The organism is Rhodococcus sp. NPDC055024 (genome assembly GCF_053608585.1).
Map to the genome: position 1 here is coordinate 201857 of NZ_JBSGVT010000009.1, position 14657 is coordinate 216513.

The 14657-nt window shown below is 63.2% G+C and carries 14 protein-coding genes; 9 read left to right on the plus strand and 5 right to left on the minus strand.

The genetic code is table 11. The features are described 5' to 3' along the window. Positions 1-221: 221 nt before the first annotated feature. Together ACWF6P_RS20110 and ACWF6P_RS20115 are read left to right on the plus strand one after the other, a co-directional pair. Entirely contained in the window at positions 222-860 is a 639-nt protein-coding gene (locus ACWF6P_RS20110; protein ID WP_007726896.1) for a carbonic anhydrase, read from the plus strand. 97 nt (positions 861-957) lie between these two features. Continuing rightward, on the plus strand, positions 958-1701 hold the full coding sequence (locus ACWF6P_RS20115) for a DUF4232 domain-containing protein (protein ID WP_378448205.1): 744 nt from the start codon (positions 958-960) through the stop codon (positions 1699-1701). Between the two features lie 25 nt (positions 1702-1726). Here ACWF6P_RS20115 and disA read toward each other — a convergent pair whose 3' ends face one another. Beyond that, positions 1727-2812: a DNA integrity scanning diadenylate cyclase DisA gene (disA, locus tag ACWF6P_RS20120; RefSeq protein ID WP_024487741.1), complete on the minus strand. Its 1086-nt coding sequence runs from the start codon at positions 2810-2812 to the stop codon at positions 1727-1729. Positions 2813-2908: 96 nt separating this feature from the next. Here disA and ACWF6P_RS20125 point away from each other — a divergent pair, with 96 nt between their 5' ends. After that, complete coding sequence (locus ACWF6P_RS20125; protein WP_378448206.1) at positions 2909-3469, plus strand: PaaI family thioesterase; 561 nt, start codon at positions 2909-2911, stop codon at positions 3467-3469. 23 nt (positions 3470-3492) lie between these two features. Here ACWF6P_RS20125 and radA read toward each other — a convergent pair whose 3' ends face one another. Together radA and ACWF6P_RS20135 are read right to left on the minus strand one after the other, a co-directional pair. Continuing rightward, complete coding sequence (radA, locus tag ACWF6P_RS20130) at positions 3493-4926, minus strand: DNA repair protein RadA (protein WP_378448207.1); 1434 nt, start codon at positions 4924-4926, stop codon at positions 3493-3495. A 98-nt stretch (positions 4927-5024) separates the two neighbouring features. Further along, on the minus strand, positions 5025-5660 hold the full coding sequence (locus tag ACWF6P_RS20135; protein WP_378448208.1) for a copper chaperone PCu(A)C: 636 nt from the start codon (positions 5658-5660) through the stop codon (positions 5025-5027). A gap of 265 nt (positions 5661-5925) precedes the next feature. Between ACWF6P_RS20135 and carD the strand changes: the two genes are divergently transcribed. From carD to rlmB, 5 genes are read left to right on the plus strand one after another with little or no spacing between them, the layout of a single operon-like run. Then, positions 5926-6414 (plus strand): RNA polymerase-binding transcription factor CarD, encoded by a 489-nt coding sequence (gene carD / locus ACWF6P_RS20140; protein WP_003945666.1) that lies wholly within the window; start codon positions 5926-5928, stop codon positions 6412-6414. 22 nt (positions 6415-6436) lie between these two features. Beyond that, positions 6437-7135 (plus strand): 2-C-methyl-D-erythritol 4-phosphate cytidylyltransferase, encoded by a 699-nt coding sequence (gene ispD, locus ACWF6P_RS20145; RefSeq protein ID WP_378448209.1) that lies wholly within the window; start codon positions 6437-6439, stop codon positions 7133-7135. Then, positions 7136-7612, plus strand: a complete 477-nt coding sequence (gene ispF, locus ACWF6P_RS20150) for a 2-C-methyl-D-erythritol 2,4-cyclodiphosphate synthase (protein WP_095970889.1) — start codon at positions 7136-7138, stop codon at positions 7610-7612. It abuts the gene before it with no gap. A gap of 11 nt (positions 7613-7623) precedes the next feature. Continuing rightward, a complete protein-coding gene (gene cysS / locus ACWF6P_RS20155) occupies positions 7624-9018 on the plus strand; it encodes a cysteine--tRNA ligase (protein WP_095970890.1) in 1395 nt (464 codons plus the stop codon). A 2-nt stretch (positions 9019-9020) separates the two neighbouring features. Further along, positions 9021-9998, plus strand: coding sequence for a 23S rRNA (guanosine(2251)-2'-O)-methyltransferase RlmB (gene rlmB / locus ACWF6P_RS20160; RefSeq protein ID WP_230816683.1), 978 nt, complete (start codon positions 9021-9023; stop codon positions 9996-9998). Positions 9999-10032: 34 nt separating this feature from the next. Here the strand turns inward: rlmB and ACWF6P_RS20165 are convergent, their stop codons facing one another. Beyond that, complete coding sequence (locus ACWF6P_RS20165) at positions 10033-11814, minus strand: ABC transporter ATP-binding protein (RefSeq protein WP_452622218.1); 1782 nt, start codon at positions 11812-11814, stop codon at positions 10033-10035. Then, positions 11811-13436 (minus strand): ABC transporter transmembrane domain-containing protein, encoded by a 1626-nt coding sequence (locus ACWF6P_RS20170; RefSeq protein WP_452622219.1) that lies wholly within the window; start codon positions 13434-13436, stop codon positions 11811-11813. The genes ACWF6P_RS20165 and ACWF6P_RS20170 overlap by 4 nt, the downstream gene beginning before the upstream one ends. 199 nt (positions 13437-13635) lie before the next feature. Here ACWF6P_RS20170 and ACWF6P_RS20175 point away from each other — a divergent pair, with 199 nt between their 5' ends. Then, positions 13636-14625, plus strand: coding sequence for an iron-siderophore ABC transporter substrate-binding protein (locus ACWF6P_RS20175; RefSeq protein WP_452622220.1), 990 nt, complete (start codon positions 13636-13638; stop codon positions 14623-14625). The last annotated feature ends 32 nt before the right edge of the window (positions 14626-14657 follow it).

Sequence of the window (14657 nt, forward strand, 5' to 3'; positions counted from 1 at the left end):
CCCTTTCCGGCCGAATCGTGCTGGTCGGGTTTCTTCGATCACACTCGGATGCTCGAAGTGCTCCAGGTCACGTTGGGAGACGGTATCAGGAAACTGACTCTGAAGTAAGTTCCAAGTCGGTTGCTTCATCACAAGGTGTGAAAGCCGACGCGGATCTTTCGTTTGCGTCTACGCAACATTCCCGGTGAGAGCCCGAAATGCGGCGGGTGCACAATGAGTGAATGCCACGATCAAGCCCCATTTCCGCTTGGAAGTCTCTTCGCGAAGGCAACGAGCGATTTGTCAACGACGCATCCATCCATCCCAGCCAGGGAATCGCCGACCGCGCGAAACTCGTCGACGGGCAGCACCCCACAGCGGTTCTGTTCGGTTGCGGTGATTCGCGCGTAGCCGCAGAGATCATCTTCGACCAGGGCCTCGGCGACATGTTCGTCGTGCGTACGGCCGGTCATGTACTCGACGATTCGGTTCTCGGTTCGATCGAGTACGCCGTTCACGTGCTCAACGTGCCGCTCATCGTCGTCCTCGGGCACGACGGTTGCGGTGCTGTGAAGGCAACGCTCGACGCCCTGGACAAGGGCGCAGTTCCCGATGGATTCATCCGCAGTGTGGTCGAGCGTGTTGCCCCGTCCATCCTGATGGGCCGCAACGAAGGCTTGTCCACCGTCGACGAACTCGAAGGCCGTCACGTCGTGGAGACCGGCTCGCTGATCATGCAGAGGTCCCGGATCATCGCCGACAAGGTGGACAAGGGTGCGTGCGCGATCGTCGGCGTCACGTACACGTTGTCCGACGGTCACATGCGAGTTCAGGGCGCAGTCGGCGACATCGGCGAGAGCGTCGAGACCGTCGAAGGTTAGAACTTCCGGGGCAGTGGTACCTGGCAGCAGACAATGGGTACCGACACGCCGCCTCAGCTGACGGTTAGTGGACCCTGCGCCAACTACCGTTGAGTCCGTGTTGGAACCTAATGGACCACTGCCCCCCGAGATCTACTGGCGTCGCCGGGCGCTGGCCATTGGTGCTGCCGTTATTGCGCTGGCGTTGATCATCTGGGCGGCGTCCGCTCTCTTCGGCGGTGGAAGTGATACCCCGGAGGCCGATTCGGCCGCTGCGAGTTCCTCGCTGACAACAGACGTCTCGTTCACTCCCAACCCTTCCGGATCCAACGCGCCGGCCGGTGACGGTGGTTCGGGTGGGGGCGCCGCCGGTGGATCGGGCGGTTCGGGCACGCAAGCTTCGGGATCGTCGACATCGGCGTCGTCTTCGTCGACCACCGGCGCCCCGGTTCCGGCTGGTCAGTGCGCCGACTCGTCGCTGGCAGTCAAGGCAACCGCAGACAAGGCGACCTTCGCTCCCGGCGAAGAGCCGTCGTTCACGATCGTCATCACCAATATCGGGTCGGCACCCTGTGATCGAGATCTGGCGGGCGGCCTTCAGCAGGTGCTCGTCTACAGCATCGACGGAAAGACCCGTCTGTGGTCCAACGTCGACTGCTACCCGCAGCCCGCTGCCGACGTGCGAAATCTCGCCCCGGGCGAGCAAGCCGCGTTCAAGGTCGCCTGGTCGGCCACGACGTCGAACCCCGAGTGCGCGACCGCGCAGAACCCCGAGCGCAATCCGGTGGGCGCAGGCGCGTACACGGTTGTCGGTCAGCTCGGCGCATTGCGAAGCTCCCCGGAGCCGTTCAACATCGCGTGAGAGCGAGCAAGCGGCGAACGGTTGGCTAGTTGAACGATCCGGTGATCGACGTCTCCGCTAGCCGGGACAGTCCCTCACGGATGTGACGGGCCCACAGCCCGCCGATGCCCTCGACCGACTGCAGATCGGCAGCCGTAGCGGCCAGCAGCGACTGGAGAGTGCCGAAGGATCCGACCAACCGGTGGATCTGATGGAACTGCAATCGAGGTACACGCATCAGTACGCGATATCCGCGAGGGGTCATCGGGGTGTCGAGGGCTTCGATCGTGCCCGGATAACCGAGAACACGCGCAAGCGTCGTGAGATCGAGTAGGTCGGCGTCGGTGACGCGATCGAGCGCGACGAGGACGTTGTCCATCGCCGCGGTACCGATGGGTTCGGGGCCGGCAAGGTAGTCCCGAACGATCAGTTGACGTGCAATGTCGTTGTCGCCGACCAGTTCTTCGAGCTGCAGTGCCAGCTGGCGACCGTCGGTGCCGAGCTCGAGGACGTCCTGCTCGATCTCGATCGACACACGGCGAACCATCTCGAGTCGCTGTACGACGGTCAACGCGTCGCGCAGGGTCACAAAATCCTCGATTTCGACGACCGACAATTGCCGTGTCACTTCGTCGAGGCGCGCTTTGTATCGTTCGAGCGTCGCGACGGCCTGGTTGGCGCGCGAAAGTATGGTGGCCGAGCCGTCGATGACGTGCCGGATACCGCCGACGTACACACTGACGATCGACATCGACTGACTGACCGACACCACGGGATAGCCGGTTTGAATCGCCGTGCGCTCGGCGGCACGGTGCCTGGTGCCGGATTCGACGGTGGGAATCTTGTGATCGGGAACGAGTTGGACGTTGGCGCGAACGATGCGTGTGCCGTCCGTCGAGAGGACAACCGCGCCGTCCATCTTCGACAGCTCGCGCAATCGGGTCGGGGCGAACTCCACGTCGAGATTGAATCCGCCGTCACACAGCGCTTCCATCTCTTCGTCGTATCCGAGGACGATCAGCGCGCCGGTACGACCGCGAAGAATGCGCTCGAGTCCGTCTCGCAACGCGGTACCCGGCGCCAACCTGGCGATGGTCTCTCGCAATGCCGACGACGACTGTGTGTCCGCCATCGCACTGATCATTGAGAAACTCCCTGCTGAGGTCGATGTCACTTCGGTCGGGTCCGATGCCTGTGCCGGACTGATCCCCGTTTAGATTACCTATCCATGAGTAGTACCTGGACCCTGCCTGACGACCTGACCCTCCCGGAGCCGACCGAATTCTTTCCGGCCGCCGGCGAGAAGCTGCCTCAGCACTGGTCGAAATGCTTCGGCTGCGGCGACGACCAGCCTGCGGGAATGGCGATGAGTTTCAGGGCCGGTGACGGGCTGGAAGTGACCGGCCGTCTGGAGGTCGCCAAGAAGTATCAGGGCGGTCCGGGAGTTATTCACGGCGGCATTTTGTCGACGGCCTTCGACGAGGCTCAGGGCATGGCATGCATGGCTCTCGGCTCGCCGGTGGTGACCGGGCACCTCGAGATCGACTTCGCCCGTCCGATCCCGTTGGGATCGGTGCTCGAGTTTCGGGCTCGCATCGACGGCGTTTTGCGTCGCAAGGTCTACACCAGCGCGGAAGCGGTCATCGTCGAAGGTCCGACAGCAGATCCGGACGCAGTAGTGGGGACGTCCCGAGGACTGTTCCTGACCATCACCTCGGAACACTTCGCCAAGACCAAGGAGTTCGTGGACGGCGAACCGACTTCCCCGTTCGGCACCTCGTCGGTCTGAAGCGGTAGTCGTCCGCAGGCCGATCACTTCACCGGCGTGAGCTTGGGGCGAGACGGGGCTTGTTTGCCGCCCATCAATCCGGCGTAAGCCAACGCCTCGGCCAGATTCGCTACTTCGTTGACCCGCATGCCGGGAATGTTCGGGCCGGAATCGACCGGCACGATCGCGCTGGTGAATCCCAAGCGGGCAGCTTCGATCAGGCGCCGGTTCACGCCGGCAACTCGCCGAACTTCCCCGGCGAGTCCGACCTCGCCGAGGATGACGAGCCCCTTGGGGACGGGTTTGGCCTTCACCGCCGAGGCGACGGCGATGGCGAGAGCCAGGTCTGCGCCCGGCTCGGTCATCCGCATTCCGCCCACGGTCGCGGCGTAGACGTCGGCCTTCGAGATCGACACTCCGACGCGGCGCTCCAACACGGCCAGAACCATGGCCACACGGGCGGTGTCCAGTCCGCTGACGGCACGGCGAGGTGTCGGCAGGGGTGTGGTGGCGACGAGTGCTTGAACTTCACCGAGCAGAGGACGCTTACCGTCCATCATCACGGTGACGGCAGTACCTTCCACGGCCTCTTCACGGTGGTGAAGGAAAAGGCCGGACGGATCGCTGATCTCGTTGATGCCCTGCTCGCTCAGTTCGAAGCATCCCACTTCGTCGGCCGCGCCGAACCTGTTCTTGACGCCACGGACCATGCGCAGGGTGGAGTGCTTGTCACCTTCGAAGTGCAGGACCACGTCCACGAGATGCTCGAGCGAGCGTGGACCGGCGACCGCGCCGTCCTTGGTGACGTGGCCGATCAGAAGCACCGGGATTCCACTTGCCTTGGCCAAGGAGGTCAGGGCGCTGGTCACGGCTTTGACCTGAGTCACGCCGCCGACGACTCCGTCGACGTCGGCGGCAAGCATGGTCTGCACAGAGTCGACGATGACCAGAGTTGGCTTGACCTGCTCGACGTGGCCGAGGATGGTCGCGAGATCGGATTCCGCTGCCAGGTACATCCGCTCGTGGACCGAGTTGGTGCGATCTGCCCGCAGTCGAACCTGACCGGCAGACTCCTCGCCCGTGACGTACAACGCTCGATCATCCGCGCTGCGCATCGCCCAGCGGTAGACGACCTCGAGAAGTAGCGTCGATTTCCCGACACCGGGTTCTCCCGCGAGCAGAACTACGGAACCCGGAACGACACCACCGCCGAGGACGCGGTCCAGCTCGCCGATTCCGGTGGGCTTGGCCTGCGTCGAGGTGCTGTCGATCTGTGTCAACGGGGTGGCCGGCGTCGTGGGTAGTACGGCGCTTGACCCCGCTTTCGCGAGTGAAGCGCCGGCGCGACTGGCGACGGGTGCCACGACGGCGACCTCGGTCATCGAGCCCCACGAGTCGCAGTCCGGACATCTACCGACCCATTTGGGCACTACCGACTGGCATTCGGAGCATCGGTAGTTCGATTTCACTTTGGCCACCGGGACAGACTAGAGGCGGGGTCCGACATGGACCCCGCCTCTAGTGCGATGCTGAAATTGTTCTGCGAGGCGCAGTGTGCGCCTTGGTGATTCGGGGCTCAGTGCCCAGCTTCTGCAACGTCAGGCGACTTGTCCGACTCGTTGCGCTCGAGCTGCGGGCCGGCATCGACAGGCACGTCGACGGTGACCGAACCGGCCTTCTCGAACTTGAAGGTGATCGGGACGGTCAAGCCCGGGCGAACGCCTGCCTTGATGTCCTGCAGGACGACGAGAGTGAGCGCAGCGGGAGCGTCGTCGTTCTCTTCGTTGTTCTTGATCTGGGTCTCGGCCTCGGTTGCGGCGCCCTCGCCGGCGGGCAACTGACCGGCCTGCAGTGACGTCTGCGGCTTGATCGTCAAGCCGCCGACCTCTTCACCGGCGATGACGCGTGCTGCGTAATCGGTGGTGATGCTGACGAGCTTGTCCGTGGTCTCGGCGCTGTCGTTCACGATGGTGAAGGCGAGCACGGCGTTGCCGCCCGGCTCGATGCTGTATTCCTCGGACGAGGGGTAAGCGATGTGCACGTTGCGCAGTGCGATCTCACCGAGGTTGGCGCTGTTGCCGTTCACGGCGGCCTGCTGGACGGCGGTCTGGCTCACCTGTCCGGAACCGCAAGCGGACAGCGCGATGGCTGCGCCTGCAGCCAGTGCAATGGCGGTAGCGACTCGACGAGTCGGCTTACGGATAGCAGTCACGATTTGTCCTCCACGGCGTCAGGTTCGCACTCCACTAGGCAGAGTAGTAGATAAGGTCCCGCAGGCTGGCCGTCGGGTCGCCACAACGGTTGTCTGCGTGGGCTTTCAGTCGGTTACACAGGGGTGCTCCAGACCAGTTGAATGCACGTACAACAAGCCCTGTCAACCCCTACGCTCGAGCAAGGATGCCCCTGACCTGCACAGTTGATGAGTGGTCGGTTCTTTCACGTGTTAAACTAGTGGAATCGAAAGGGGCACGGGACACATGATTTTCAAGGTCGGAGACACCGTCGTATACCCCCATCACGGTGCGGCGCTGATCGAAGCTATCGAAACCCGCACCATCAAGGGTGAGCAGAAGGAGTACCTGGTTCTGAAGGTCGCTCAAGGCGATCTCACAGTTCGGGTTCCTGCAGACAACGCAGAGTACGTCGGAGTTCGTGACGTGGTCGGCCAAGAAGGCCTCGACAAGGTTTTCCAGGTTCTGCGAGCACCGCACACCGAAGAGCCCACCAACTGGTCTCGTCGATACAAGGCAAATCTCGAGAAGCTTGCCTCAGGTGACGTGAACAAGGTTGCAGAAGTTGTTCGCGACCTGTGGCGTCGTGAGCAGGACCGTGGACTTTCCGCTGGTGAGAAGCGCATGCTCGCCAAGGCTCGTCAGATTCTCGTCGGAGAGCTCGCGCTCGCCGAGGGCACTGACACCGAGAAGGCAGAGACCATTCTCGACGAGGTCCTCGCGGCCGCGTCCTGACGGTAATACAACAAAGCTGACAGTGGCAGTAGTAGCCCTGGTACCTGCTGCAGGTCGGGGAGTGCGTTTGGGCGAGAAATTGCCCAAGGCATTCGTCGAACTCGGTGGGTGCACCATGCTTGCACGCGCGGTCGATGGACTCCGGAAATCCGGAGCGATCGACCGCGTTGTTGTCATTGTGCCGCCTGAGCTGGTCGAATCCGTCGTGGCAGACCTCGGCCGTGCAGCGGACGTCGACGTCGTCGGTGGTGGCGCCGAAAGAACCGATTCGGTTCGAGCCGGCCTCAGTGCTGCCGGTGACGCGGATTTTGTACTCGTGCACGACGCCGCGCGGGCATTGACGCCGCCGGCGCTGATCGCACGTGTCGTCGAAACTCTCCAGGCCGGCAGCTCCGCGGTCATTCCGGTACTTCCGGTTACCGACACGATCAAGTCGGTCGACGTACTCGGCGCAGTCACCGGTACGCCTCTTCGTTCGGAGTTGCGTGCTGTTCAAACTCCTCAGGGCTTCTCCACCGACGTCCTGCGGAGTGCGTACGACGCCGGTGATGTCGCCGCGACCGACGATGCCGCGCTGGTCGAGCGTCTCGGTGTTTCGGTGCAGACGATTCCCGGCGACGCTCTCGCCTTCAAGATCACCACTCCACTCGACCTCGTCCTTGCCCGGGCGCTCCTGATCTCGGAGACAGAGTTGAGTGCGGACTCACGGAACGGAAATTAGATGCGCGTCGGTCTCGGCACGGATGTCCACCCCATCGAGGTGGGCCGACCTTGCTGGATGGCGGGGTTGCTGTTCGAGGAAGCAGACGGGTGCTCAGGGCATTCGGACGGCGACGTCGCCGTCCACGCGCTCTGTGACGCGTTGCTCTCCGCGGCGGGCCTCGGTGACCTCGGTTCGGTTTTCGGCACCGGCAGGCCCGAATGGGACGGCGTGAGTGGCGCTCGAATGTTGGCCGAGGTTCGCCGACTGCTCGAGGAGAACCAGTTCACCGTCGGCAACGCAGCTGTGCAGGTCATCGGTAACCGCCCGAAGATCGGGCCGCGACGCGACGAGGCTCAGAGGGTGCTCTCGGACATCCTCGGCGCCCCTGTTTCGGTGTCTGCGACCACCACGGACGGCCTCGGCTTGACCGGTCGCGGCGAGGGGATCGCCGCCATGGCCACCGCGTTGGTCATGACAACCGAACACGACAGGTAAGATCGCTGGTCGTGACCCTGCGCCTATACGACACCGGTACGCGGGCCCTTCGGGATTTTGTTCCGTTGGCCCCCGGACATGCATCGGTGTACCTGTGTGGGGCGACAGTTCAGGGCGACCCTCACATCGGACACGTTCGCAGCGGCGTCGCTTTCGACGTGCTGCGACGCTGGCTGTTGGCGCACGGCAACGACGTTGCCTTCGTGCGCAACGTGACGGACATCGACGACAAGATCCTCAACAAGGCCGCCGACGCCGGCCGACCTTGGTGGGAGTGGGCGACGACGTTCGAGCGTTCGTTCACGTGGGCTTACGACCAATTGGGTGTGCTTCCCCCGTCCATCGAACCGCGGGCCACCGGTCACGTGACGCAGATGGTCGAGATGATGGAACGCCTGATCGAGAACGGCCACGCGTACGCGGCGGGCGGTGACGTCTACTTCGACGTACAGAGCTACCCCGAGTACGGCGCATTGTCCGGCCACAAACTCGACGACGTCCATCAGGGCGAGAGTGCGGCCGAGGGAAAGCGCGATCCCCGCGACTTCACTCTCTGGAAGGCCGTCAAGCCCGGTGAGCCCTCGTGGCCGACACCGTGGGGACCCGGCCGTCCGGGCTGGCACCTCGAGTGCTCGGCCATGGCGGAGTTCTACCTCGGCGCGGCATTCGACATACATTGCGGTGGACGCGATCTCGTCTTCCCTCACCACGAGAACGAAATCGCTCAGGCCAAGTGCGCCGGCGACGATTTCGCTCAGTACTGGCTGCACAACGGCTGGGTCACGATGAGTGGCGAGAAGATGTCCAAGTCGTTGGGCAATGTTCTCTCGGTGCCGAACGTGCTCAAGAAGGTTCGCCCGCAAGAACTTCGGTATTACCTCGGTAGTGCGCACTACCGTTCCAACCTCGAGTACTCCGACGAGGCATTGGACGAAAGTGCGAAGTCCTACCAAGGGCTCGAGTCGTTTGTCCTGCGCACACACAAGCGCGCAGGTGGGGTCGAACTCGGCACGTGGACCGAAGGTTTCGCGGCGGCTCTCGACAACGACTTGTCGGTGCCGATCGCGTTGGCCGAGATCCACGGCAAGGCGAGCGAGGGTAATTCCGCGCTTGCTGCCGGTGATCTCGACGCGGCTCGGGTGGCTGCCGGCCAGGTGCGGGCCATGCTCGCGATCCTGGGCGTCGACCCACTCGACGAGCATTGGACGCAGTCCGGTGGCGACACCGAGACGGCAATGGAAGCTTTGGACGTGTTGGTGCGGGCTGATCTCGATCGTCGGCAGCAGGCACGTACGGAAAAGAACTGGGCGGTGGCGGACGAGGTCCGTGATCGCCTCATCAAGGCGGGTATCGAAGTAACCGATACTCCCGACGGACCCGAATGGTCCCTTAAGGCAGGGCAGTAACAATGGCTGGAAACTCGAGCAGGCGCGGCGCAGTCCGTAAGGGCGGCACCAAGAAGGGCCAGGTTGCCGGTTCCGGTGGCCAGCACAAGCGTGGTCTCGCCGGCCGCGGTGCTACGCCTCCCGCCGAGGCACGCACCAAGCACCCCGCGGCGAAGCGTGCAGCGCGCGCCGCCCGGGCCGACGAGAAGCAGAACCAGGGCCGCGGTGGCCGTCCGGGTCCGGGCCGCAAGGTTCTCGACGGTCCCGAAACCGTGCTCGGTCGCAACCCGGTGGTGGAGTGCCTGCGCGCGGGTGTTCCGGCGACGGCGCTGTGGGTGGCTGTCGGTACCGAGAGCGACGACCGGTTGAAGGAATCTGTTCAGCGGGCTGCCGACGCCGGTATCTCCATCCTCGAGGTGCCGCGCTCGGATCTCGATCGCCTCAGCGCCAACGGTCTTCACCAAGGCATCGCTCTGCAGGTTCCGCCGTACCGCTACGCGCATCCGGACGATCTTCTGTCCGAGGCACGTAAGCACGCCGAGCCGCCGCTGCTCGTCGCGCTGGACAACATCACCGATCCCCGCAACCTGGGTGCCGTTGTGCGCTCGGTCGCAGCTTTCGGTGGACACGGCGTCGTGATTCCGGAGCGCCGTAGCGCGAGCGTGAGTGCTGTTGCTTGGCGTACCAGCGCCGGCGCTGCCGCTCGTCTGCCGATTGCGCGGGCCACCAACCTCACTCGCACGCTCAAGGACTGGGCGTCGAAGGGTGTTCAGGTCGTCGGTCTCGACGCCGGCGGCGACACCACTCTCGACGATTTCGACGGCAGCGGTCCTGTGGTGATCGTGGTCGGTTCCGAGGGCAAGGGTCTTTCACGTCTCGTCCGCGAGAACTGCGACGCGATCCTCTCGATTCCGATGGCCGGTCCGGTCGAGTCGCTCAACGCGTCGGTTGCCGCCGGAGTTGTCCTGGCGGACATCGCCCGCAGGCGTCGTAGCAGCTGAGTTGTAACGGCTTGCCGGTGAGCCTGGCGGGGTTCTAGCTCCGGACCGACCAGGCTTCCCACAGTGCAGCGTAGGAACCGTCCGCGCCGATCAGTTCGTCATGTGTCCCGCTCTCGACTACGCGGCCACCGCTCATGACGAGTATCCGATCGGCGCGGACTGCTTGGCTCAGGCGGTGCGCTATCACCACAGCAGTCCTGGCGCTGACCGCGAGCTCGGCCGCCTGATCGAGCAGACCTGCTGCGGTGGTTCCGGCTTCGGCAGTGGCCTCGTCGAGGATGACGACGGGTGGATCGAGCAGAGCCAGTCGGACGAGGGCTATGTGCTGTGCCTGAGCCGCAGTCAATTGGTACCCGCCGGCGCCGACTCGGGTCTCGATCCCTTCCGGAAGCTCGTGAATCCATTGAGCTTTCATCGTTTCGACGACTTCGGCGATCTTCGCATCGTCCGAATCGGGTGCGCACAACCGGAGATCATCGGCGATCGTCCCGACGAACACGTGAACTTCCTGGCTGACCAGGACGATTTTGTGCCGAAGTTCGGCATCACTGAGGTCGTCGATCGGTATGCCGTCGACGGTGATTCGCCCGTCTCCGACGGGAATGATGCCGGCAATCAGTTTGGCGAGTGTGGTCTTTCCGGCGCCGCTGCTTCCGACGACGGCGATTCGTTCCCCCGGTGCGATGGCGATCGAGATCGAATCGATGACCGGGGTGGAGTTGTTGTACGAGTAAGAAACCCGGTCCACCTCGACGCCGATGGGTTCGGACCGAGCCGGGGCAGGAATGGTCGAAGGACGCCCGGGCATCGCGGTGACACCGATCAGGCGAGCCAAGCTGGCACCAGCATCCTGCAATTCGTCGATGTTGGAGAGAAATACCGCGATGGGGCTGAACAGACTGTGGAAGTAGAGCGCGGCAGCGGTAGCAGCGCCGATGGACACCGATCCCGTGGTCACGAGCCAGTAGCCGACGCTCAGGACGGCGGCCAATCCGAGTAGTTCGGCGCCGTTCAGTTGCGCGAAGAAGTTGGTACGCAGTCGAACTGCCTGCATGTCGAAGCTGATGGCATGCTCGGAGGTCGCGGCGATTCGGCCGATGTGCTCGTCAGTTCTCCGTAGGGCAGTGACAGTGCCTGCGCCACCGAGAGTTTCGATGAGCTGCTGTCCCCGACTGGCCTGCGCAGCGCGGGAGCGTCGGTAGACGGGTCCGGAGCGTCGGAGGAAATGACGAAGAGCAAAATAGTGGATCGGCGCGACCGCAACGATGGCCAGGGTGAAGCGCCAATCGATCACTCCCACACCGACAAGCGTCAGCGAAATCATGAACAGGGCCGATACCGTTGCGGGGAGCACCCGAGCGATGACGGTGTTGACCGCTTCGACGTCACCCGAGACCCGGGAAATCAGATCGCCGGTTCCGGCATCCTCGACCAGCGACGACGGCTGCGCGAGCGTAGCGGCGAACACGTCCTCACGAAGATCGGCCAGCACGTTCTGCGCGACTTTCGCGAGAAGCTGTGTGCTCCACCAGGTCAGCGCGACTCCTGCGGCCGCTGCGCCGAGCATGAACGCGGTGATACGTAGAAGTGAGACAAACGGCTTGCCCTCCGTGACCGCATCGACCATGAGTCCGAGCAGCGCAGGGGTGGACAGGCCGCAGGCCGTAGCGGAGAGAAGTACGACGGTCGTGAGTGCGAGTGCTCGCTTGCGTGGCCGAAGCAGTGCGATCAATGCGCGGACGGTCTGCTTGGTCGACGCGATCGGCAGGGCAGATACAACCGGAGCAGCAGATGCATCCGGAAGAGTTTCGGTCACAGCGAGTCTCCGTCCCGCGCATCGTCGATCGTCACGACGCGGTCGCACGAATGGAGCAAGGTCGGACTCGAGGTGATCACCACAATGGCCTTGTCGGGAAAGTTTCTCAGTGAGTGTGCAATTCGATGTTCGGTGACAGAATCCACGGAAGTGGTGGGTTCGTGAAGGACCAGGATCGGCTGGGGTTGATGGAGAGCACGGGCAAGGAGAAGGCGTTGGCGTTGACCTCCGGAGAGCTTCTTTCCTTGCTCACCTACCTCGGAGAGATGGCCGTCGGGCAGATGCGTCAACACGTCGTCGAGTGCAGATGACGTCATTGCCGACGAGTCGACGCTCGGTGCAGCCAGATTGTCGAAGACGGTACCGGTGAACACGGTTCCTTCATGAGCGGAGACGAACACCTGATCGCGAACTCCGTCCGGACCGAGTTCGGTTGCATCGGTGCCGAATACGAAGTAGCAGTCGGGGACGAGCGGGGTCTGGTAGGCGAGTTGTCGTGCCAGCCGGTCAGCAGAATCGTCAGCGCGCACGCCCACCACTTCTCCGGGGCGAGCTGAGACGACGGTTCCGTTGTCGGCCGAAATCAGCAGGGCGTCTTCACTTCTGTCGGAGCTGACCGTGGCCGTGGAGAGCAGCGAATCGATCAGGTGCGGTTCGGCCAGGAGTTCGGACAGTCTGCGCGCGGAGCCCCGCTTGGCAGCGAGTTCGGCACCGAAGAACCCCAGCGTTTCCATCGGACCGGCAATCACTCTGCTCAGGCCGACCACGGTGACGAAGTTGCCCACGGTGATCGTGCCTTGATGCGCCATCCACGCGGCACCCAATGCGACTGACGCCAGTACCAACGCGGAGACCCCTGAGTTGAGTGCGGTCAGACTGGACATTGCCCTGACCGTCCGGATCGCTGCTTTCATCGACTCCCGGCTGGCATGGACATATCGGGAGAGAGCAGTGGGCTCGGCTCCGAAGCCTTTGAGTACTCGCAGTCCGAGCGTGAAATCAGTTGCGAGCATGCCTGCCTCGGCTGCCTTCTTCTGCTCTGCATATACACGCTCGTCCAGTGGACCGCTGATCTTGTGGATGAAAACGAGCTGCGCAGCCGTGATGAGGACGACGATCAGTGCCAGCGGCCACGATACGAAGGCAAGCGAAATCACTGCCGCGGCAAGCCCTGCGAAAGCTGAGCCCTGCTCGGCGACAACCCAAGAGAAGCCCGAGACGTGCGAGGCGTCCGAAGTGGAGATAGTGAGGACTTCACCCGTCGAACGCTGAGCTTGCATGCCCCTTGCGTCGAGTACCCGTCTGGCAGCGTTCAGTCGTAGGTCGTGTTCGCCGTAGACGAAGACCTGTGTGTTCAGGCGAACTGCGATGCGCCACGACAGGGCGAGTCCGACGAACAGAGCGCACAGCACCGCCAGCCACACGAGAAGTGCTGTGCTGTCGGACTTTCCGATTGCCCGATCGACGACGGTGCCGATCAGCACCGGAATGAGGGCTTGAGCGACCTGGTACGACGCCTGACCGGTGACGGCTGCAACCAGTCGCGGGCCGCGCCCGGAGGAGAACGATCCGGTTCTGATCATCTCCATCGGACCGGTACGAGTTTCGGGCAGCGCTGACACTCGTGAAACTCCTCGCCCAGATCCGAACACTCGTTGTGCAGTTCTACGGTAGAGCCGGTGGAGGTACGGAAAGTGCTCGTAGATGCCAAGGGCTACGCGGCAGCGGACAGATGAACCATCGAGACCCCATTACCGGGATCAGGTCTCGATATACCTGCCTGGTCGAAACAAGTACGTTTGCGAAGAGAGCTGACAGAAGATGAAAAGCACTACCCGAATAGTGGCTGCGTTGGCCGCGATTGCCCTGCTCGCAGGCTGCCAGAGCAGCACCGAGTCAACAGCGTCGGAGGATACGACGCAGTTGGCCGAGACCGGCGCGCTGCCGGCCACCATCGACCACGCGTACGGCTCGACCACCATCGAGACCGAACCTCAGCGGATCGTGACCATCGGTTGGAACAGCCAGGATTCGGTCCTCGCACTGGGTAAGACACCTGTCGCCATGGAGTCGTTCAGTGGGACCGGCTTGGAGAGCGGAATCCTGCCGTGGGACGAAGAATTGTTGGGCGATGCCGAACCCACGTTGCTCGACAGCACGTCCGGTGTGCCGTTCGAGCAGATCCTGGCATTGGAGCCGGACGTGATCATCGCGGTGGTCTCCGGAATCACCGAAGACGACTATGCACGTCTGACTCAGATCGCACCCACGATTCCGTTCAAGGAGACCGCATGGGCGACCACGTGGCAGGAGCAGTTGTCGACCATCGGTTCAGTGCTCGGTCAACCGAAGCGGGCAGCTGAGCTGATCGAGGAAACCGACGAGTCCATAGCCGACCTCGCCGCGGGCTCCCCGAATCTGAACGGGAAGACCTTGACCTTCCTCTCGGGAAACATCGACGGCCTCACCAATTACTGCGCCGACGACGGCCGAGTCATCCTGATGACCCAGCTCGGACTGAAGCAGTCGGCCGGAAGCGCAGGGCTGTGCGGCGACACGCAGGGTTCTGTCACCGCATCGCGCGAACAGTTCAACGAACTGGACGCGGACGTTATCGTGCTCAACGACGCGAGTGCCCAGGGGCTCCCCGGATTGATGGGAGACAAGTTGTTTGCCGACCTGCCGGCGGTCAAGGAGGGCAGGCTGATTCAGCAACTCGGCCTGGCCCGAGTCATGGCACTGGCCTCACCCACGTCGCTGAGCGTGAAATATGCCTTCGCCGAACTGGTCTCGAAGATGAACGGGTTCTGACCGACTGATATTTCTGCCCAGCTGATGATTCT

Excerpts from the sequence above, each read along its gene's own strand:
- ACWF6P_RS20110 (WP_007726896.1), top strand. The coding sequence starts at position 222 with ATGCCACGATCAAGCCCCATTTCCGCTTGGAAGTCTCTTCGCGAAGGC.
- ispF (WP_095970889.1), top strand. The coding sequence starts at position 7,136 with ATGCGCGTCGGTCTCGGCACGGATGTCCACCCCATCGAGGTGGGCCGA.
- disA (WP_024487741.1), bottom strand. The coding sequence starts at position 2,812 with ATGGCGGACACACAGTCGTCGTCGGCATTGCGAGAGACCATCGCCAGG.
- ACWF6P_RS20125 (WP_378448206.1), top strand. The coding sequence starts at position 2,909 with ATGAGTAGTACCTGGACCCTGCCTGACGACCTGACCCTCCCGGAGCCG.
- rlmB (WP_230816683.1), top strand. The coding sequence starts at position 9,021 with ATGGCTGGAAACTCGAGCAGGCGCGGCGCAGTCCGTAAGGGCGGCACC.
- carD (WP_003945666.1), top strand. The coding sequence starts at position 5,926 with ATGATTTTCAAGGTCGGAGACACCGTCGTATACCCCCATCACGGTGCG.
- ACWF6P_RS20175 (WP_452622220.1), top strand. The coding sequence starts at position 13,636 with ATGAAAAGCACTACCCGAATAGTGGCTGCGTTGGCCGCGATTGCCCTG.